The following is a 20614-nucleotide window of genomic DNA, read 5'->3' as shown; positions in this document are numbered from 1 at the left end:
TCCTCTGTCGCGGCGAAGAATTCATGCACCCGACCCCGCGCCAGACCGCCGTCCAGCGCCAGGTCGAGCGGCGCATAGCCGGTTTCCACCCGCGCATGGGGCTGGGAGGCTGGAACGCCCTCCAGCGATGCGATATGCCGCCTGAGGGCGGCGAGGGTCTTCATCGACTCAGCCATATATTCGTTCCCTGTTTGTTCTTTTCGCCGCAATGGCAGGCGCTGTCAATCGACCGTGAAGGCCCGAGCCGGAAAAGGCGCTGGCGTCGCTCGCACCCCGCAATTTCCCAAACGCTTCCCCCGTCAGCGCTTTTTCTGTAAGTTGTCGCGGCGGGTGTTACCGAGGCGACTCGAAATGCCGGACTGAAAGGCTGCGAGCGCCTGCCAATGTGGGAGAGGGCTTGTGCCGGTTGCGGTAGCCATCGCCATGCTCGTGGTCGGTTCGGTCGCCTTTCACCTGTTCAGTCCATGGTGGCGCACGCCCATCGCATCCAATTGGGGATCGATCGATTCCGCGCTCGACGTGACGCTCTGGATATGCGGGGCGGCCTTTGTCGGGCTGAACCTGTTCCTTGCCTGGGCGCTGGTCAAATATCGCCATCGCCCCGGCCATCGCGCCCATTATGAGCCGGAAAACCCTTCGCTGGAAAGGCGGCTGACATTCTGGACCGCCATCGGCATCGCCGGCATGCTGGCGCCGGGGCTCGCGGCCTGGGGCAAATATGTCTCGGTGCCGAAAGAAGCCACCGTCATCGAGGCGGTCGGCCAGCAATGGCAATGGTCCTTCCGCTATCCCGGTCCGGATGGCGTGCTGGGTGCGGCGGGGGTCAAATATATCACCCCCGACAATGGGCTGGGCCTCGATCCGCTCGACCCGTTCGGCCGGGATGACATATTGGTGGAAAGCGGCGACCTTCATCTGCCGGTCGGCAAGCCGGTGAAGATCGTGCTGCGCTCCAAGGACGTGCTGCACGACTTCTATGTGCCGGAATTCCGGGCCAAGATGGACCTTGTACCCGGCATAGTCACCTATTTCTGGCTGACCCCGACCAAGACGGGCACGTTCGACATCCTCTGCGCCGAACTGTGCGGCACCGGCCACCATGCGATGCGCGGCAAGGTGGTGGTGGAGACGCCCCAGGCCTTCGCGCAATGGCAGGCGCAGCAGAGCAGCTTCGGACAGATTCTGGCGGAGGCGCCGCCGGCCGCCATGTCGATCCTGCTGATCAAGGCCAATGCCTGTATCGTCCCTGCCTCCTGGAGCATTCGCTGATGGCTACCACCCTGGCCGACGACCTGCGCCCGCTGCATCATCCGCATAGCTGGGTCACCAAATATGTCTGGAGCCAGGATCACAAGGTCATCGCCATCCAATATAGCTGCACCGCCATCGGGATCGGGCTGGTGGCGCTGGTGCTGTCGGCGCTGATGCGGTTGCAGCTTGGGTTTCCGGGGGCTTTTCCGGCGATCCAGCCTGACAATTATCTGCAATTCGTGTCGATGCACGGCATGATCATGGTGGTCTACCTGCTGACGGCGCTGCTGCTGGGCGGGTTCGGCAATTATCTGATCCCGCTGATGATCGGGGCGCGGGACATGGTGTTCCCCTTCGTCAACATGCTGAGCTTCTGGTTCTATCTGCTGTCGGTGATCGTGCTGGTGGCGGGATTCTTCGTGCCGGGCGGGCCGACCGGGGCGGGATGGACGCTCTATCCGCCGCAGGCGATCAGCGAGGGGACGCCGGGGCATCAATGGGGCATCGTGACCATGCTGGTCAGCCTCGCCATCTTCGTCGCAGCCTTCACCATGGGCGGGTTGAATTACGTAACCACGGTGTTGCAGGCGCGGACAAGGGGGATGACGCTGATGCGGATGCCGCTGTCGGTGTGGGGCATCTTCACCGCTTCGGTGATGGGCCTGCTGGCATTTCCGGCCTTGTTCGTCGCGGCGATCATGATGCTGTTCGATCATCTGGCGGGCACCAGCTTCTTCATGCCGACTATGCAGGCGATGGGGCAGCCCATGGGCACGATCACCCCGACGCAGGGCGGCAGTCCCCTGCTCTTCCAGCATCTCTTCTGGTTCTTCGGCCATCCCGAAGTCTATATCGTCGCCCTGCCCGCCTTCGGCATCGTGTCGGACCTGATCAGCGTCCATGCGCGGCGTAACATCTTCGGTTATCGCATGATGGTGTGGGCGATCGTGATCATCGGGGCGCTGAGCTTCCTTGTGTGGGCGCACCATATGTATGTGAGCGGCATGAATCCCTATTTCGGCTTCTTCTTCGCCACATCGACCTTGATCATCGCCATTCCCACGGCGATCAAGGTCTATAACTGGCTGCTGACCCTGTGGCGCGGCGACATCCATCTGCGCGTGCCGATGCTGTTCGCCATCGCCTTCATCTTCACATTCATCCACGGCGGCCTGTCGGGCTTGTTTCTGGGCAATGTCAGTGTCGACGTGCCGTTGTCCGACACGTTCTTTGTCGTCGCGCATTTTCATATGGTGATGGGCGTGTCTCCGGTTCTGGTGATATTCGGCGCCATCTATCACTGGTACCCCAAGATATTCGGCAGGATGTGGAACGAAACTTTGGGGAAGCTCCATTTCTGGATCACTTTCCTGGGCGTCTATGCGATCTTCCTGCCGATGCATTATCTGGGGATTTTGGGGGTTCCGCGCCGTTATTATGCGCTGGGCGAGACCGCCTTCATTCCGCAGTCGGTGCATCTCGCCAATGCGTGGATCAGCATTGCGGCGCTGGTCGTCTTCTGCGCGCAGGGGCTGTTCTTCTTCAACATGATCTGGAGCCTGTTCCGGGGGCCTCGCGCCGACCCCAATCCCTGGGGCGCGGCCAGCCTGGAATGGCTGACGCCGGACACGCCGCCGGCGCATGGCAATTGGGGGCCGCATCTGCCGGTCGTCTATCGCTGGGCCTATGATTACAGCGTGCCGGGGGCGGCGCGGGACTTCATTCCCCAGACGGAACTCCAAGCGGAACAGCGCGCATGACCATCCTCGCGCGCCTCACCGAAAAGAGCTGGGAGCCGGGCCCGCAGCCGGTGGAGCGGGATCGGCCGTCGGCGGGGGCGGTGGGGATGGTCGCCTATTTCGGCGTGGCCATGGTGATGTTCTCGCTGCTGCTGGCGGCCTATTTGATGCGCATGGGGCTGCATGCAGGCGCGGAACATGTCCATGACTGGAAGCCGATGCCCGATCCGCCGCTGCTGTGGATCAATACGCTGGTGCTGGCGGCGAGCAGCGTCGCCTGGGAAGTGGCGCGGAGGGAACGGGCCGCGCGCGCGGCAATTGCCGGGTCTGCGCTGGGGGTGCTGTTCCTTGGCGGGCAGTTGTTGCTCTGGCGGCATTATCAGGGGGCGGGCTATACGCTGTCGAGCAATCCGGCCAATGCCTTTTTCTATCTGCTGACGGCGCTGCATGGTCTGCACATCATCGGCGGGCTGTTTGCCGCCGGACGGGCGCTGGCGGCGGCCAATATGCGCAATGTCGCCCTTTGCGCGCTCTACTGGCATTTTCTGTTGATCGTCTGGCTGGTTCTGGCCGCTTTGCTGCTGTCGACTTGAGGATGTATCGCCATGGCTCAGGCTGTCCCAGATAGAGAAGTCATCGCTCCCACATTGAGGGAGATCGCGTCCGACTGGTCCGCCGATCAGGAAGTCTTCCGCCATACCCATTGGGGCAAGGCGATGATGTGGATCTTCCTGCTGAGCGACACCTTCATCTTTTCCTGCTTCCTGACCGGTTATATGACGATGCGGGCGTCGGCTGTACTGCCCTGGCCCAATACGGCGGAAGTGTTCGCCCTGAATATCGGCGGGCAGGACATTCCGCTCGTCCTGATCGCGATCATGACCTTCGCGCTGATCAGTTCCAGCGGCACCATGGCGATGGCCGTGAACTTCGGCTATCAGCGCGACCGGCGGAAAACGACGGCGCTGATGCTGCTCACCGCTTTGTTCGGGCTTGTCTTCCTCAGCATGCAGGCGTTCGAATGGAGCAAGCTGATCTTCGAAGAGGGCGTGCGGCCCTGGTATAATCCGATGGGCGCGCCGCAATTCGGCGCGACTTTCTTCATGATCACCGGCTTTCACGGGCTGCATGTGACCTGCGGGGTCATATTGCTGCTGATCATCGCGTCCAAGGTGGCGCGAGGACATTATGACAAGGCGGGCGATTATTCGGCGGTCGAGATCGCCGGGCTGTACTGGCACTTCGTCGATCTCGTCTGGGTGTTCATCTTCGCCTTTTTCTACCTCTGGTGAGGGGCTTCATGCAGCATGATCCTTCAGCGGCCCATGAGGGCCAGCAACATCCGGTCAGCCTGTATCTGAAGGTCTGGGGCCTGCTGTTCCTGCTCAGCGCCATGTCCTATCTGGTCGATTACATGCATGTGCAGGGGATCGTGCGCTGGGTGCTGATCGTGACCTTCATGTTGCTGAAGGCGGGGCTGATCCTGTCCATCTTCATGCATCTGGCGTGGGAGCGGCTGTCGCTGATCTATGCGATATTGGTGCCGCCGCTGGTGCTGCTGGTGCTGGTGCGGATCATGACGATCGAGGCGAATTACGCCTTCTGGACCCGCGCCATCTTCATGGGCGGAGGGGGTTGAGCCATGGGCCGGATGCATGGGATGGCGGTGGGGCTGTGCGTTGCGGGAGCGGCGGTGACGGCGCTGGGGCTGGGATGGTTCAGCGACAAGCTCTACACACGGGTGCAGCCGGGGGAGCTGGCCTATAAGCCGATGGACGAGATGCCGCCGCGCGTCGACATGGCGTCGATCCAGCGCGACTGGCCCGCCGGTTTCAGCGAGGCGGGGGAAGGCAGCCGGGTGATCGCCTATCATCGGGACATGCGGGGGAAGGCGCCGATGCCCGGGACCGGCGGCGGCGGGGCGGCGGCTGCTCCTCAGGTTGATCTGGGTACCCTGCTCGCCAGCGCGGATGCGGGGGTGGGGAAGCAGAAGGTGCAGCTTTGCATGAGTTGCCATGACTTCACCCAGGGCGGGCCCAACCGGATCGGGCCTAATCTGTGGAGCGTGGTCGGGCGGCCGGTGGCGAGCCATGCGGGCTTTGCCTATTCGCCCGCGATGCAGGGGCATAAGGGGACCTGGGACTATGAAACGCTGTTCGCCTTCCTCGCCTCTCCGGGGCGCGAGGTGCCGGGGACGAAGATGAGCTTCGCCGGACTGCGCAAGCCGGAGGATCGGGCGGCGGTGATCAAATATCTGGCGACCTTGGGGACGGGGGCGCCGCCTTTGCCGCAGCCGAAGGTGGTTGCGGCGCGATAGGGCGGTGGCGGCGGGTCGCATACCACCCCGCTCTTTTCTTGAAGAGAAGTGAAGCCCTTCGACAGGTTCAGGGCGAACGGGGCGTGGGAACGCCCGTGGCTACAGGGGCTGGGCCGCCGCCAGTCTTCCTCGACCAGATAGCGGCTGAGGAATGTCGATCCCTGCCGCGCCGCCGTTCGCGCGATGTGGCGGCGGATGTCATGATCGGTCGATCCCAGCACGGTGCGAAAGGCCTCCATGGCGCTGGCGGTCGGTTCGCGTTTCAGATCGACATAAGGCTGGAAAATATCGCCCAGCGCCTGTTCCCACGCTTTCTCGATCTGGAGCAGCCGGTTTTCCATGGCGCGCCTCGTTCTGCATGAACCTCATCACAATATGGGGCGACGAGGGCGGCGGGACAAGAGGAGGGAGGATGCGGTTCCGGCTTGACTTCAATCAACTGCGTTAATATGAAATCTGCACCATAGGATAATAATATTGCAGCAGGAGAGCCCATGTCCTCCCTTCGCGCCAAGCTCGTCCGGCAATGCCTGCCAGCCCTCCCCCTGCTGGCGCTCGCCATGACGCCGGCCACGGCGCAGGACGCGCCCGCGCAAAAGGTCTATGGCCGCACGCCCGCCGAATCCTCTCCGCCCGCCTGGCCTCAACCGGTGCGCGCCGCCAGGGGCGCGCCCAATATCCTGCTGATCATGACCGACGATGTCGGTTTCGGGTCCAGCAGCACCTTCGGCGGACCGGTGCCTACGCCGACCTTCGACGCGCTGGCGAAGGCAGGGCTGCGTTACAATCAGTTCAACACCACCGCCATCTGCTCCCCCACGCGCGCCTCGCTGCTGACGGGGCGAAATCCGCAGGCGGTGGGCATGGGCTATGTCGCCAATTGGGCGACGGGCTATGACGGCTATAACAGCGTCATCACCAAAAGCGCCGGGACGATGGCGCAGATATTGAAGGAAAATGGCTATAACACCGCCATGATCGGCAAGGGGCATGTGACCCCGGAATGGGAAATGAGCCGGGCCGGGCCGTTCGACCGCTGGCCGACCGGTCTGGGGTTCGAATATTTCTACGGCTTTCTGGGCGCTGACAGCAGCATGGCGGAACCCAATCTGGTCGAGAATATCAATCCGGTCACACCGCCCGCCGATCCCCGCTATCATCTGGAGCGCGATCTGGCCGATCATGCGATAGGCTGGATCGACAGCCAGCATGCGGCCGCCCCCGACAAGCCCTTCCTGCTCTATTATGCCACCGGCACGGCCCATGCACCCAATCAGCCGCCCGCCGACTGGCTGAAGAAATTCCGGGGCAGGTTCGATGCGGGCTGGGACGTGCTGCGCGCCGAAACCGTGGCGCGGCAGAAGAAGCTGGGCGTCATTCCGCCCGGCACCGACGATGCGCCGCATCCGGGCACGCTGCCGCGCTGGGACAGTCTGACGCCAGACCGGAAGCGGCTCTATGCCCGCTATATGGAGGCCTATGCCGCTTCGCTCGCCTATGCCGACGAGCAGATCGGGCGGGTCATCCAGAAGCTGCGCGACAATGGCGAACTGGACAATACGCTGATCATCTACATCCAGGGCGACAATGGCGCGAGCGCGGAAGGCAGCTTCGACGGCAAGCTGTTCGAGCAGTCGGCGCTGAGCGGGGTCAGGGAAGACCCGTCCTACGCCCTCGCCCATATCGATGAGATCGGGACGAAGACCGCCTATAATCTGATGCCGGGCGGCTGGGGTTGGGCGATGAACGCGCCCTTCCCCTGGGCCAAGCGCTATGGATCGCATTTCGGCGGCACGCGCAACGGCATGGTGATCGCCTGGCCGGGGCATATCGAGGATGCCGGCGGCCTGCGCAGCCAGTTCCACCATGTCAGCGACATCATGCCGACGGTGCTGGAAGCGGCGGGGGTGAAAGCGCCGGAGATACTGGACGGCGTACCGCAACAGCCGATCACCGGGATCAGCATGGCCTACAGCTTCAGGGCCAGGGACGCGCCCTCCCGCCGCACCGTGCAGGTGTCGGCCATGGCGCAGAATCTCAGCATCTACAAGGATGGCTGGGTGGCCGCGACCGCGCCCATGGCGACCCCCTGGGAGCGGACGCCGCCCCCGCCGGTGCCGCTGGATCAACGGACATGGCAGCTTTACGACACCCGCAGCGACTTCAGCGAGGCCCATGACGTCGCCGCCGCCAACCCGCGGAAGCTGGAGGCGCTGAAGGAGTCGTTCTGGGCGGAGGCCGCGCTGTCCAACATCCTGCCCATCCACGGCAGCGAGGGCGGGCAGAAGGGCAGGCCAGACCCCAATGAGGGGCGGACGAACTTCGTCTACAGCGCGCCCGTCAGCCATATTCCGGAAAGCGCCGCGCCGGCCCTGGTGGGGCGATCCTTCGCGATCACGGCGAAGCTCGGCATAGCGGCGGAGGGCGGCAAGGGCGTCATCGTCGCGCAGGGCGGACGCTTCGGCGGCTACAGCCTGTTCTTCGACCGGGGGAGAATTGCCTTCACCTATAATCTGACGCCCGCGCATATGACGCGGGTCGTGGCGCCTGCGCCATTGGCGGCCGGCGCGCATGTCGTCGGGCTGGACTTCGCGATGGAAAGGGCAACCCCGACCAGCGGCGCCACCGTCACGCTGACCGTCGATGGCAAGGCGGTGGCGCAAGGGCGGGTCGAACGGACCTTCGCGCAGGTGGTTTCCCATACGGAAGACTTCGACATCGGCATGGACTTGGTGAGCCCCGTCGACCCGGCGGCCTATGACAGCGCGGCGAGCCGGTTCAACGGGCCGCTGGACCGGGTCGAGGTGACGATCAGATAAGCTGGCGGGCGCCGCGCCTCCGCAAGGGGCCCGAACGAGACGAGCGGCTCGCGGGGGCGCGGTTTCAACGGTGGGATTCGGCTTCATCGGCGCGTCCGGAACCGGAGGGCCGTATCAGCCGAGGCCGTCGAACCATTCCTCTACGGAGGCGGGCACGCCCTTGTCCTCCGGCCCCGCCAGCAGGCTGGCGCAGGCGGCTCGCATCACGTCGCGCACATGCGCCTGCAACGGCACCGCGCGATCCTGCGGCTCGCCATGGTCCCAGCGGACCAGCACGCATTGCAGCATCATGTTGCAGAGCAGGATGCGATTGCGGGCGATGTCCGGGTGCACATGCCCGGCCAGCGCCGTCAAATGCCCCATCAGGCGCATCAGGTTCGGCGCCTTGTCCCGCACCTGTGCAAGCAGGCCGGCGTTCAGCGACCAGTAGCGCGTCGCGAAATGCAGCATGAACGCCGCATAGGGGTGCCGTCCCCGGCCATCGGCCAGATGAAGCTGCGGCAGGAACAATATGCCGAGCAGCGCCATCGGATCGTCCAGCCTGCCCTGCCGTTCCAGCCTGTCCAGCATCCCGCCCCGCACGCCCTCCATCTTCTCGGCACGGCTCGCGAAGATGGCGGAGAGCAGCCCTTCCTTCGATCCGAAATAATAGGTCACCGCATTGGTGTCGCCGCAACGGGCGGCGGCTGCGATCTCCCGCATCGAAACGGCGTCGATGCCCCGCTCCGCGAACAGCGCCTCGGCCGCCTCGATCAGCCGCAGCGCGGCGGGGATGGCATGGCGCCTGGGGTGACGTCGGTCGGTCATGCCTTGGCGGACAGGGCGCTCAGTTCCTCCAGATCGAGGTCGCGTTCCAGTTCCTGCAACGTATGTTCATCGATCTCTCCTGTGCGGTGGAGGCGCAGCAGTTCCGCCCGCCCGGCGGCTATGGCCTTCAGCACCAGGTCGAAATGGGCGTGGAGCGTCTCCGAAAACTGCGCCTCCTGCCCGGCATAATTGGCGGAAAGTTCGGCATGGCGCTGATAGCGCTCCAGCAGCCGGGGGTGGAGCAGCGCGCCCTGCTCATCATAGGCGTGCACCTCCACGACGCGGACCTGCGCCTGCGCCATGGCGGCTTCCGCCTCGCTCATCGTCATGCGCGGACGGTCGCTTTCCGGTTCCTCCAGCTTCACCAGCCGGATCACGGCGCCCAGGGTCGTCCCTTGCAGCAATACGGTGCCGATGATGACCGCGAAGGCGGCCGTCAGGATGAAGTCGCGTCCGGGGAAATCGGCCGGCACGCTGAGCGCGACCGCCAACGTCACCACGCCGCGCATCCCGGCCCAGCCCAATATGGTCGCCGCCCGGAATCCCAGCGGGCGATAGCCGCAAAGGCCCGTCGCCCTGAGCCCCGCGATCACCGCGTCGGAACCGAAAACCCAGATGAAGCGTGCGGCGGCGAGCGCGGCCAGTATCGCCAATATCGGCAGCGCCATTTCGTCCAGCACGACGCCGAAACCGCCGACGCGATCGATCACGCCGCGCAGCGACGAACCGATCAGCAGGAAGACGAACGCCTCCATCAGGAAGATCATCACCGCCCAGAAGGCCGTGCCGTTCATCCGCACCATCGCGGGGAAGACGACATGCTGGTACCAGCCGCAGATGAGGCCGGTGGTGACGGTCGCGATCACGCCGGAGGCATGGATGGATTCCGCCAGCAGATAGGACGCCCATGGCGCCAGCAGGGAGGAGGCGATCATCAGATATTTGTCGTCGAGCCGCTTGACCGTCAGCACCCAGAGCGCGCCGATGACCGCCCCGACCAGCGCCCCGCCCACGGCCAGCATGGCAAAGCTCTGCAAGGCGTCGACCATGCTGAACGCACCGGTGACGCCGGCCGCTATGGCGAAGCGAAAGAGCACCAGCCCCGTGGCGTCGTTGAACAGGCTTTCCCCCTCCAGCAGGATGGAGAGGCGACGGGGCAGGTGGACATGCTGCAACACCGCGCGGGCCGATACGGCGTCGGGCGGCGAGACGATGGCGCCCAGGGCTGCGCATGCCGCCCAGGGGAGGCCGGGCACCAGCCAGTGCGCGACCGCCGCGACCACGGCTGTGGTGAAGACCACCGCGCCCAGGGCCAGCGCCAATATGCCGAACATATGCCGCCGCAAGTGACGCAGGGCGATGAACCAGGCGCCGTCCATCAGCAGCGGCGGCAGGAAGATCACCAGCACCAGTTGCGGATCGAGCGAGATCACCGGCAGGCCCGGCAGGAAAGCGAACAGCGCGCCCCCCGCCAGCAGCGCGACGGCGGGCGGCAGGCCCAGCCTGTTCGCGGCATAATGCAGGACGATGATCGCCAGCAGCATGACGATCACCAGTTCGAACAACTGCATCGGGTGCATTGGCCCTCCCCCCCGTCCATCCGCATCATGGCCATATGACATGGAAATCCATCGGCCGACGATGAAAATGCCAGCAGCGCCAGCAGTTTCAAGAGGCGTCTTCCATGCAGCGAAATTCCCCGAAACCGTAGAGGAAAGCGGCGCGCCACTGGCTGCCGGACGGATGGAATTTCACGATAGTCATGATTTTTCAAATAGATAGCCGATCATACTGAATACGTATGTGGGATTCTGTGCAGACCATGGGCGGCGCGGCTATCGGTGACGGCAAGAAACACAAGCAATGCGTCTTGGGGAGGGTCCACAAATGCACATGTCCCATCATTCCATCCTGCGCGCGGCCCTTCTGGCCGGCGCTTCGCTGTCGGTCGCGGCGGCAGCCTCCGCTCAGACCGCGGCTGAGACCGCCGCCCCCGCCGAGCCGCAGGGAGAGGCCATCGTCGTCACCGGCATCCGCGCATCGCTCGCCTCCGCCGCGAAGCTGAAGCGGGATTCGGTGCTGATCGTGGATTCCATCTCCGCCGAGGATGTCGGCAAGCTGCCCGACGTGTCCATCGCGGATTCGCTCGCCCGCCTGCCCGGCGTGACGGCGCAGCGGCTGGAGGGGCGCGACCAGCGCCTGTCGATCCGTGGACTGGGTCCCGATTTCTCCACCACGCTGCTCAACGGGCGCGAGCAGATGACGGTGGGCGACAATCGCGGCGTCGAATATGACCAATATCCGTCCGAATTCTTCCAGAACGTCAATGTGTACAAGAGCGCCGACGCGGCGCTGATCGCGGCGGGGATTTCCGGCACGGTCGACCTGCGCATGCTGCGGCCGCTGGACAAGAAGGACCGCGTGATGGCGGTGTCGCTGCGCGGGCAGATGAACGGGATGGACAAGCTCAATCCCGACGGCAAGCGCTACGGCTATCGCGCTTCGGCCACCTATATCGACCAGTTCGCGGACGACACGCTGGGCCTGTCGCTGGGCTTTTCCGCCTCGCAAACGCCCTCCCAGAACGAGCGGTTCAATTCCTGGGGCTATCCTTCCGCTCCCGACGGCACGCTCATCATCGGCGGCGCCAAGCCCTATGTGCAATCGAACCTGCTGAAGCGCTATGGCGCGGTGGGCACGCTGGAATGGCAGCCCAGCGACGATTTCCATTCGACCTTCGACGTGCTGGCGTCGCATTTCGAGGAAGAACAGCGGCTGCGCGGCATCGAATTCCCGCTGGTCTGGGGCACCGATGTCGGCGTCAGCGACGTGACGGTCGAAAACGGCTTCGTCACCGCTGCGACCTTCAGCAATGTCTATGGCGTGCAGCGCAACGACTATAACAAACGCAAGGCGGACATGATCTCGCTGGGGTGGAACAATGACATCCGCCTGAACGATGCGCTGAAACTCAATGTCGATGCGAGCTGGTCGCGCGCCAAGCGCACCGACTTCCTGCTGGAGACCTATTCGGGCACCGGCTATCTGCGTTCCGGCGTGCCGGACACCGTGCGGGTGGAACGCCAGTCGAACGGATTGTTCCACATCGCCCCGACGCTCGACTATACCGATACCGGCATCATCAGCCTGACCGATCCCAATGGCTGGGGCTATAACGGCACGACTGCGGTGGTGCAGGCGGGTTTCCTCAACCGGCCGAAATTCATCGACGACATGAAGTCTTTCCGCGCGAACCTGGTCGGGGACATTTCCGGCAGTCTCTTCTCCCAATGGGAAGTCGGCGGCAATTATAGCCGGCGCAAGAAGACCAGCGCCTATACATCCTATTTCCTCTGCCCGCCGGGCGGCACGGACTGCACCATCGCCGGCGGGACGCCGGGATCGGTGGCGGTGCCGAGCGAGGCGCTGCTGGGATCGAACGTCTCGCTCGACTATCTGGGCGTGCCGGCGATGCTGACGCTGAACCCGCTCTATCTGTACGACAATGTGCTGGATGCGGTGTATGACAATCGCCCCGGCTCGCTGGTCCGCGACAATGTGGTGAAGGAAGACGTGTTCACCGGCTATGCGAAGCTCAGCATGGACGGCGAACTGGGCGGCAAGCCGCTGAAGGGCGCGATCGGCGTGCAGGTGATCCATTCGCGGCAGGCCTCTACCGGCACGATTTCCAACTTCGCCAACGGCGTCGTGACCGTGCTGCCGGTATCGGGCAAGGACAGCTACACCAACGTCCTGCCAAGCGCGCAGATTTCGGTGGAACTGGAGCCGAGCTTCTTCGTGAAGCTGGGCGCGGCGCAGACCATGGTGCGTCCGCGTCTGGACCAGGAGCGGATCAACCAGGAGTTCAAATATAATTTGAGCTATGTCGGGATAGGGTCGTCCGATCCGCAGTTCAGTCCGTTCAAGTCAGAGGGCGGCAACATCTTCCTGCGGCCTTATCAGTCGACCAATATCGACCTGTCGCTGGAGAAATATTTCCGGGGCGGCGGTTATGTATCGGTCTCCGGCTTCTTCAAGAACCTGACCGACTTCGTCGATCCCAACAACAATATCGCTTACGACTTTTCCGCCGTTCTGCCGACATTGCCGGCCGATCAGCGCGACGCCATTCTGGCCGACGGAAGCTATATCGGGCTGGTGAAGTCGCCCGCCAATACCGGCAAGGGCACGATCATGGGCGTAGAGGCGACCGCATCGCTGCCGTTCAAGCTGTTCAGCCCGGCGCTCGACGGCTTCGGCATCTTCGCCAGCGGGTCCTATACGCATAGCGAGGTCGAATATGGCAGCAACCCGACCGAAAGCGTCACCCTGCCCGGCCTGTCGAAATGGGTCGCCAGCGGCACCGCCTATTTCGAGAAGGCCGGTTTCCAGGCGCGGGTGAGCTATCGTTACCGCTCCTCCTTCCTGGGCGAAGTGGCGGGGCTTTCGGCGGCGCCGACCTTCCGCACGGCGAAGGCGGAAGGGATATTGGATGCACAGATTGGATATGAGTTCCAGTCCGGGCCGCTTCAGGGGCTTTCGATCCTGTTGCAGGGCAAGAACCTGACCGATCAGCCCTTCGTCACCTATCAGAATGACGATCCGCGGCAGGTGATCGACTATCAGCGCTATGGCCGGGATTATTATCTGGGTCTGACCTACAAATTTTAACGTCCCCCCGACTGCCTGACTGCACGCAGGCAGTTCTCCCCCGGACCGCCGCCCCTTTCAGGGGTGGCGGTCCTCCCTTTTTATGTTCCCCTCCCGTAGACGGGAGGGGTTAGGGGTGGGTGCGAGCGGAGCGAGCTTCTTCACTATCGGTTAGGGAGGAACGCCGCTGCGCGGCTTGCCCACCCCCCGCCCCTCCCGCTTGCGGGAGGGGAGAAGTCAGGCGGTCATTCTTGTGACCAGTCTTGGCGCGAGCAGCGTGGGCTCCACCGGCTTGCGGTCGATCTGGCCGATCAGCGCGTCCACCAGCACCTCGCCCGCGCGCAGATAGTCCTGGGCGACGGTGGTCAGCGGCGGGCGCGTCAGGCTGGCGGCGGGGATGTCGTCGAAGCCGATCAGCGCCACATCCTGCGGCACGCGCATGCCCGCTTCGTCCAGCGCCCGCATCGCGCCGATGGCGATCAGGTCCGACCCGGCGAAGATCGCGTCGAAGGGCAGGCCGCGCGCGATCAGGCGGCTGGCCGCCTCATGCCCCGACTGTTCGGTCGAAAGGGCGTCGACATGCAGGCCGATGTCGACCGGCAATCCGGCCTCCCGCATGGCCTCGGTCAACCCGGCATAGCGGTCGCGGAATTCCGGATAGCGGCTCGACGCATCGCCCAGGAAGGCGATGGTCCGGCGCCCCCGCTCGATCAGATGCTCTCCCGCTTCGCGCCCGCCCCGCCGGTTGTCGCAGCCGATGGTCATGCCCAGCGCATTGGGGTCGACCGATCCCCAGCGCACGAAATGGGTGCCCTGCGCCACCAGTTGCTCCAGCCGGGCGCGATAGCTTTCATAATCGCCATAGCCCAGCAGGATGATGCCGTCGGCCTTGCGGCTGTCCTCATAATCGACATGCCAGTCGGTCGAAAGCTGCTGGAAGGAGGTCAGCAGGTCGTAGCCCCGCTTGGCGCAGGTTTGCAGGATCGGCCCCAGCATCGAGAGGAAGAAGGGATTGATATAGCTTTCATCGGGCAGCAGATCTTCGAAGAAGAGCAGCGCCAGCGTGTTGCTCTTGCCCCGGCGGAGGGAGGAAGCGTTCTTGTCGACCGTATAGTTGAGCTGGCGGGCGATGGCCTCGATCCGCTTGCGGGTGGCTTCGCTGACGGTGCGGTCGCCGCGCAGGGCCCGGGACACGGTCGGCTGGGAAACCCCCGCAAGCGTCGCGATGTCGAAGGACGTCGGTTTTTCGTTCACGGCCATCGCGCGATCCTACGCCCTGCCCCGAATATTGGAAAGATAAGCTTTTGAATACGTATGTCGGCTGCTTGGCCCGGCGGGTGCGAACCGATTAAGACCCTCTATGAAAGCCGCTGCGATCAAGCCAGAAGGCCAAGGGAGGAACGCCATGCGTGGAAGGAAGGCGATGCTGTTTGCCGCGCTGGCTGCCCTGGCCCTCCCTGCCCTGTCGCCGGCAGCCCAGCCGTCCGATTTCCGGGCGCGGCTGCCGGAGGATGAGGTCATCTATTTCCTGCTGCCCGACCGGTTCGACAATGGCGACCCGGCCAACGACAAGGGCGGGTTGAAGGGCGGCCGGCTCGTCACCGGCCATGATCCCGCCTCCAAGGGTTTCTATCATGGCGGCGACCTGAAAGGGCTGATCCGGCGGCTCGACTATATTCAGGGGCTGGGCGCGACCGCCATCTGGGTCGGGCCGATCTTCCGCAACAAGCCGGTGCAGGGGCCGAAGGGGCAGGAAAGCGCGGGCTATCACGGTTACTGGATCACCGACTTCACCCATGTCGATCCGCATTTCGGCACCGACGCCGATTTCGCGGCGCTGGTGGAGGCCGCTCATCGCCGGGGGATGAAGGTCTATATGGACATCATCGCCAATCATACGGCGGACGTGATCCGTTACCGGCAATGCCCAAGCACAAATGCGGACACGACATGCCCCTATCGTTCGCGGGCCGACTATCCCTATCAGCGGCAGGGGGGCGTCGGGGGCAAGCCGATCAACGCGGGCTTCACGGGCGATCAGGATCATGGCGAAGCGAATTTCGCCAGGCTGACCGACCCGTCCTATGCCTATACCCCTTATGTGCCCAAGGGCGAGGAACGGGTCAAAAACCCGGCTTGGCTCAACGACCCGATTTACTATCATAATCGCGGGGAAACGACCTATTCGGGCGAGAGCGCGACCATGGGGGACTTTGCGGGGCTGGACGACCTGATGACGGAGAACCCGCGCGTGATCGCGGGGATGATCGATATTTTCGGCGGCTGGATCGACCGTTTCGGCGTGGATGGCTTCCGTGTGGACACGGCGCGCCATGTCGATCCGCATTTCTGGCAGATGTTCGTTCCCGCGATGCAGGCCCGCGCCAGGGCGAAGGGCATCCCGAATTTCCATATTTTCGGGGAAGTCTATGTCGAGACGGTCGATGCCGGGCCGCTCGCCTGGCATACAAAGGAGGGCGGCTTTCCGGCGGTGCTGGACTTCGCCTTCCGGCAGGCGGCGCTGGAGACGGTGGCGGGCAGCGGCGCGACCGCGATCTGGGAACGGATGCTGGCCGGCGACGCGCTCTATCGCGATGGCGAGGCGACGGCGCGGACCTTGCCGACCTTCGTCAGCAATCATGATGCCGGGCGCTTCGCCACCTTCGTGCGCAAGGCTTTCCCGCAGGCGAGCGATGAGGAAGTGCTGCGCCGGGTGATGCTGGCCAACGCCATGCTGCTGACGATGCGCGGCGTGCCGACCGTCTATTATGGCGACGAGCAGGGCTTTGTCGGGGACGGCGGCGATCAGGATGCGCGGGAGGATATGTTCGGCAGCCGGGTCGCGAGCTATAACGACAATCGCCTGCTGGGGACCGACGCCACCACGGCCACGCCGCGCTTCGACACCGGCCATCCGCTTTATCGGGAGATCGCCGCGCTGGCCCGTCTGCGCACCGCCCATCCGGCGTTGCGGCGCGGCCGGGAGGTCATCCGGGCGCGGGGCGACCAGCCGGGCCTGTTCGCCCTCTCCCGCTTCGATCCCGACAGCGGGGCGGAAACATTGATCGCCTTCAACACGTCCACCGCGCCGATCAGGGCGCAGGTCGAGGTCGATGCGCGGTCCGACCAGTTCACCACATTGGCCGGAGCCGAATGCGCCGCAAGCGCCTCCGCCCCCGGCAGCATCGCCGTCTCCCTCCCCCCTCTCAGCTACAGCGTCTGCGCTGTCCGGAGTGCCGTACCCCAATGACCGACACGACCCTCCCCTGGTGGCGCGGCGCCGCCATCTACCAGATTTATCCGCGCAGCTTTGCCGACTCCAATGGCGACGGCATCGGCGACCTCAAAGGCATCACCGCCCATCTGCCCTATGTGGCGTCGCTGGGGGTGGATGCGATCTGGCTGTCGCCCTTCTTCAAGAGCCCGATGCGCGATTTCGGCTATGACGTGTCGGATTATTGCGACGTCGATCCGATCTTCGGCACGCTGGAGGATTTCGACGCGCTGGCGGCGCGGGCGCATGAACTGGGCCTGCGCATCATCGTCGATCAGGTCTGGGCGCATACGTCGGAGGAGCATCGCTGGTTCGTCGAAAGCCGCTCCAGCCGCGACAATCCCAAGGCGGACTGGTATGTCTGGGCCGATCCCAAGCCGGACGGTTCCCCACCCAACAACTGGCAGTCGGTGTTCGGCGGGCCGGCCTGGACCTGGGATGCGCGGCGCGGCCAATATTATATGCACCAGTTTCTGGCGCAGCAGCCGCAACTGCATTTGCATCATCCGCAGGTGCAGGAGAGCGTCTTCGACATCATCCGTTTCTGGCTGGACCGGGGGGTGGACGGGTTCCGCATCGATGCGATCAACCATTCGATGCACGATCCGGAGTTGCGCGACAATCCGCCCGCGCCGGAGGATGGCAAGGTGCGGACGCGGCCGTTCGACTTCCAGATCAAGAAGTACAGCCAGAGCCATCCGGACATTCCGCTGTTCCTGGAAAAAGTCCGGCAAGTATTCGATGAATATCGGGATCGCTTCACCGTGGCCGAAGTCGGCGGAGCGGACAGCGATATAGAGATGAAGGCCTTCACCCAGGGCGACGGCAGGCTGAATACGGCTTATGGATTCGACTTTCTCTATGCGCCGGAACTGACCGCCGAATTCCTCAAGACGGCGCTCATCAAATGGCCCTGCGAAACCCATACGGGCTGGCCGAGCTGGGCGTTCGAAAATCATGACGCGCCGCGTGCGGTGTCGCGATGGGCCAAGGGGGTGGACCCGGACGCCTATTGCCGGATGAAGATGCTGCTGCTCGCCTGCCTGCGCGGCAATATCTTCCTCTATTATGGCGAGGAACTGGGACTGCCGCAGGTCGACATCGCGTTCGAGGATCTGCGGGACCCGGAGGCCATCGCCAACTGGCCGCTGACGCTTTCCCGTGACGGAGCGCGAACGCCGATGCCGTGGCGGGCGGATGCGCCCTATCTGGGCTTTTCGGAGGCCAAGCCCTGGCTGCCGGTCGGGGAAGCGCATCGCGCGCTCGCCGTGGATGTGCAGGAAGCGGATGCGGATTCGCTGCTGCACTGGACGCGGCGGGTGCTGGCGCTGCGCAACGGGTCGCCCGCGCTGCGCGTGGGGGCGATCGATTTCCTGGAGACGCCGGAGGAATTGCTGGCGTTCGAGCGGGAGCATGAGGGCGAGAGGATGCTCTGTGTCTTCAACCTTGGGGACGAGCCTGTGACATGGACGGCGGCGGGTCATTGGCAGCTGTTGCTGTCGACCGGCGGAGTCGAAGGATGGCATTTCCCCGCAGCTTCCGGCCTTGTCGCGCGCGTTTAAAGGCATCGTACAATGTTCCTGCGTAGGCAGGAATCCAGTCCCACCACCTGAACTGGGCTCCTGCCTCCGCGGCAGCACGTCGCGCTTTGATCTCGTCAGGGCAGACTCAAAAGGAATTACCATGAAGAAACTGACCGCGCTCACCCTGCCGCTTTTCGCGCTTTCTCTGGCCCCGGTGGCTGCCCGCGCCGATGTGGTAGCCAAGGCAGCTTCCCCCGATGGCCGCATCACGCTGACCGTCAGCCTCGATAATGAAGGCCGCCCCAGCTACGCCGTGCAGCGCGACGGCAAGGCGCTGATCGCGGACAGCCGCCTTGGTTTCATGTTCACCGACGCACCGAAGATCGAGCGCAATCTGACGCTGGCCGACAGCCAGACCGGCAAGAGCGACACGACATGGACCCAGCCCTGGGGCGAATGGTCCAGCATCCGCGACCATCACAATGAGATCCGCCTCGCCTTTCGCGAGAAAAGCGACCTTCAGCGCGAGATGGACGTGACCTTCCGCCTGTTCGACGATGGCGTGGCCTTCCGCTACACGCTGCCGGATCAGGCCCATCTGCACCACGCCAATATCGCGGAGGAACTGACACAGTTCGCCTTTGCGGAGGGCGGCACCGCCTGGTGGAAGCCCGCCTTCGAATGGAACCGGGAGGAATATCTCTACAACAGGACGCCGCTCGATGCGGTCGGGACCGCGCAGACGGTGATGACGGTGAAGCTCGCCAGCGGCACCCATGTCGCGCTGCATGAGGCGGCTTTGGTGGACTATGCGGGGATGAACCTGGCGCGGGCGCAGGGCAACATATTCCGCGCCGCGCTGACGCCGGGTTCCGGGGCGCCCAAGGTTTCGCGGGACGCCGGTTTCTCGACGCCATGGCGCACCATCGCCATCGCGGACGACGCGGCGGGGCTGTACATGAACCATATGATCCTGAACCTGAACGAACCGAACAGGCTGGGCGACGTGTCGGGCTGGATCAAACCGGGCAAGTTCGTCGGCGTGTGGTGGAACATGATCAAGGGCGAGTGGACGTGGGCGCGCGGGCCGAAGCATGGCGCGACCACCGCCAATGTCCGCCGCACTATCGACTTCGCCGCCGCCAACGGCATCCCCGCCGTGCTGGTCGAGGGATGGAATATCGGCTGGGACGGCAACTGGTTCGGCAATGGCAACGGCATGAACTTCTCCCAGCCGACCGAGGATTTCGATGCCGATGGGCTGGCCGCCTATGCCAGGTCGAAGGGCGTGACGCTGATCGGCCATCATGAGAAGGGCGGTTCGGCCAGCCATTATGACGGGCAGCTCGACAGCGCGTTCAAATGGGCCGCCGACCATGGCGAGCGGGTGGTGAAGACCGGCTATGTCACCGACGCCGGGCAGATCGAGCGGGTCGATCCCGATGGCTCCCAGCATCGCGAATGGCATGAGGGGCAGTGGATGGTGAACCACTATCTGCGCGTCGTGCAGGCGGCGGCCAAGTACAAGGTCAGCATCGACAGCCATGAGCCGGTGAAGGATACGGGTTTGCGGCGCACTTATCCCAATTGGGTGGCGCGCGAAGGCGGGCGCGGCATGGAATATAATGCCTGGATCGGCGGCAAGAACCCGCCCGAGCATGAGGCGAACCTCGTCTTCACCCAGTTGCTGGGCGGGCCGATGGACTTCACGCCGGGCGTTCTCAGCCTTTCCGGGTCGGAGGGGAGCGCGATCCAGTCGACCGTCGCCAAGCAGTTGGCGCTTTATGTCGTGCTGTACTCGCCCTTCGTGATGGCGGCGGATACGCCCGAAAATTACGCGAAATATCCGGGGCCGTTCCAGTTCATCAAGGATGTGCCGACCGACTGGTCCGATACCCGCGTGCTGAACGGTGAGGTGGGCGACTATGTCACCATCGCGCGCAAGGCCAAGGGCAGCGATGACTGGTATCTGGGCGCGATCGGGGATGAGGAGGCGCGGTCGAGCCAGGTGAAGCTCGACTTTCTGGATGCCGGGCGGTCTTATGTGGCGGAGATTTATCGGGACGGGCCGGGCGCGGACTATCGCACCGAGGCGCGCCATGCCATCCTGATCGAGAAGAAGGCGGTGAAGAAGGGCGATGTGCTGAGCATCGATCTGGCGCCGGGTGGGGGTGAAGCGATCCGCTTTGTGGCAAGAGGTGGGAAGACCCGATAGTGAATCGTGTTCCTGCGAA

At 64.2% G+C, this 20614-nt stretch carries 15 protein-coding genes; 12 read left to right on the top strand and 3 right to left on the bottom strand.

The window, feature by feature from the left end:
• Positions 1–399: 399 nt before the first annotated feature.
• The 8 genes from K7W03_RS07855 (at position 400) to K7W03_RS07820 (ending at position 8126) form a co-directional block, all read left to right on the top strand.
• Positions 400–1269, top strand: a complete 870-nt coding sequence (locus K7W03_RS07855) for a cytochrome c oxidase subunit II (RefSeq protein ID WP_044662638.1) — start codon at positions 400–402, stop codon at positions 1267–1269.
• Positions 1269–3011: a cbb3-type cytochrome c oxidase subunit I gene (locus K7W03_RS07850; protein WP_222885945.1), complete on the top strand. Its 1743-nt coding sequence runs from the start codon at positions 1269–1271 to the stop codon at positions 3009–3011. The genes K7W03_RS07855 and K7W03_RS07850 overlap by 1 nt, the downstream gene beginning before the upstream one ends.
• Positions 3008–3583, top strand: a complete 576-nt coding sequence (locus K7W03_RS07845; protein ID WP_222885944.1) for a heme-copper oxidase subunit III — start codon at positions 3008–3010, stop codon at positions 3581–3583. Before K7W03_RS07850 ends, K7W03_RS07845 begins: the two co-directional genes overlap by 4 nt.
• 12 nt (positions 3584–3595) lie before the next feature.
• On the top strand, positions 3596–4282 hold the full coding sequence (locus tag K7W03_RS07840) for a heme-copper oxidase subunit III family protein (RefSeq protein WP_025547800.1): 687 nt from the start codon (positions 3596–3598) through the stop codon (positions 4280–4282).
• An 8-nt stretch (positions 4283–4290) separates the two neighbouring features.
• Positions 4291–4629 carry a cytochrome C oxidase subunit IV family protein gene (locus K7W03_RS07835; RefSeq protein WP_061940428.1) on the top strand — a complete coding sequence of 113 codons (339 nt, stop codon included), beginning with the start codon at positions 4291–4293 and terminating at the stop codon, positions 4627–4629.
• A 3-nt stretch (positions 4630–4632) separates the two neighbouring features.
• Positions 4633–5307, top strand: coding sequence for a c-type cytochrome (locus K7W03_RS07830; protein WP_222885943.1), 675 nt, complete (start codon positions 4633–4635; stop codon positions 5305–5307).
• Positions 5308–5402: 95 nt separating this feature from the next.
• Entirely contained in the window at positions 5403–5669 is a 267-nt protein-coding gene (locus K7W03_RS07825; RefSeq protein WP_222885942.1) for a hypothetical protein, read from the top strand.
• Positions 5670–5801: 132 nt separating this feature from the next.
• Positions 5802–8126, top strand: coding sequence for an arylsulfatase (locus tag K7W03_RS07820; RefSeq protein ID WP_222885941.1), 2325 nt, complete (start codon positions 5802–5804; stop codon positions 8124–8126).
• A gap of 114 nt (positions 8127–8240) precedes the next feature.
• On the opposite strand, the gene K7W03_RS07815 is transcribed toward K7W03_RS07820, so the two are convergent.
• The gene (locus tag K7W03_RS07815) at positions 8241–8933 is read right to left on the bottom strand and encodes a TetR/AcrR family transcriptional regulator (protein ID WP_025547791.1); all 693 of its coding nucleotides are present in this window, start codon (positions 8931–8933) and stop codon (positions 8241–8243) included.
• Entirely contained in the window at positions 8930–10513 is a 1584-nt protein-coding gene (locus tag K7W03_RS07810) for a Na+/H+ antiporter (RefSeq protein ID WP_222885940.1), read from the bottom strand. Before K7W03_RS07810 ends, K7W03_RS07815 begins: the two co-directional genes overlap by 4 nt.
• A 313-nt stretch (positions 10514–10826) precedes the next feature.
• Here K7W03_RS07810 and K7W03_RS07805 point away from each other — a divergent pair, with 313 nt between their 5' ends.
• Positions 10827–13604 (top strand): TonB-dependent receptor, encoded by a 2778-nt coding sequence (locus K7W03_RS07805; protein WP_413469318.1) that lies wholly within the window; start codon positions 10827–10829, stop codon positions 13602–13604.
• A gap of 216 nt (positions 13605–13820) precedes the next feature.
• On the opposite strand, the gene K7W03_RS07800 is transcribed toward K7W03_RS07805, so the two are convergent.
• A complete protein-coding gene (locus K7W03_RS07800) occupies positions 13821–14843 on the bottom strand; it encodes a LacI family DNA-binding transcriptional regulator (RefSeq protein ID WP_222885938.1) in 1023 nt (340 codons plus the stop codon).
• 145 nt (positions 14844–14988) lie between these two features.
• Here K7W03_RS07800 and K7W03_RS07795 point away from each other — a divergent pair, with 145 nt between their 5' ends.
• From K7W03_RS07795 to K7W03_RS07785, 3 genes are all read left to right on the top strand, one after another.
• Positions 14989–16833, top strand: coding sequence for an alpha-amylase family glycosyl hydrolase (locus tag K7W03_RS07795; RefSeq protein ID WP_226869869.1), 1845 nt, complete (start codon positions 14989–14991; stop codon positions 16831–16833).
• Positions 16830–18419, top strand: a complete 1590-nt coding sequence (locus tag K7W03_RS07790; protein ID WP_222885937.1) for an alpha-glucosidase family protein — start codon at positions 16830–16832, stop codon at positions 18417–18419. Before K7W03_RS07795 ends, K7W03_RS07790 begins: the two co-directional genes overlap by 4 nt.
• A 121-nt stretch (positions 18420–18540) precedes the next feature.
• Positions 18541–20595 carry a glycoside hydrolase family 97 protein gene (locus tag K7W03_RS07785; RefSeq protein WP_222885936.1) on the top strand — a complete coding sequence of 685 codons (2055 nt, stop codon included), beginning with the start codon at positions 18541–18543 and terminating at the stop codon, positions 20593–20595.
• Positions 20596–20614 lie beyond the last annotated feature (19 nt).

Origin of the sequence: Sphingobium sp. PNB, from assembly GCF_019873065.1 — a bacterium.
Taxonomy (GTDB): Bacteria; Pseudomonadota; Alphaproteobacteria; order Sphingomonadales; family Sphingomonadaceae; genus Sphingobium; species Sphingobium fuliginis.
Note: the sequence above shows the minus strand (reverse complement) of the source record. Positions and strands in the feature narration are given on the sequence as shown.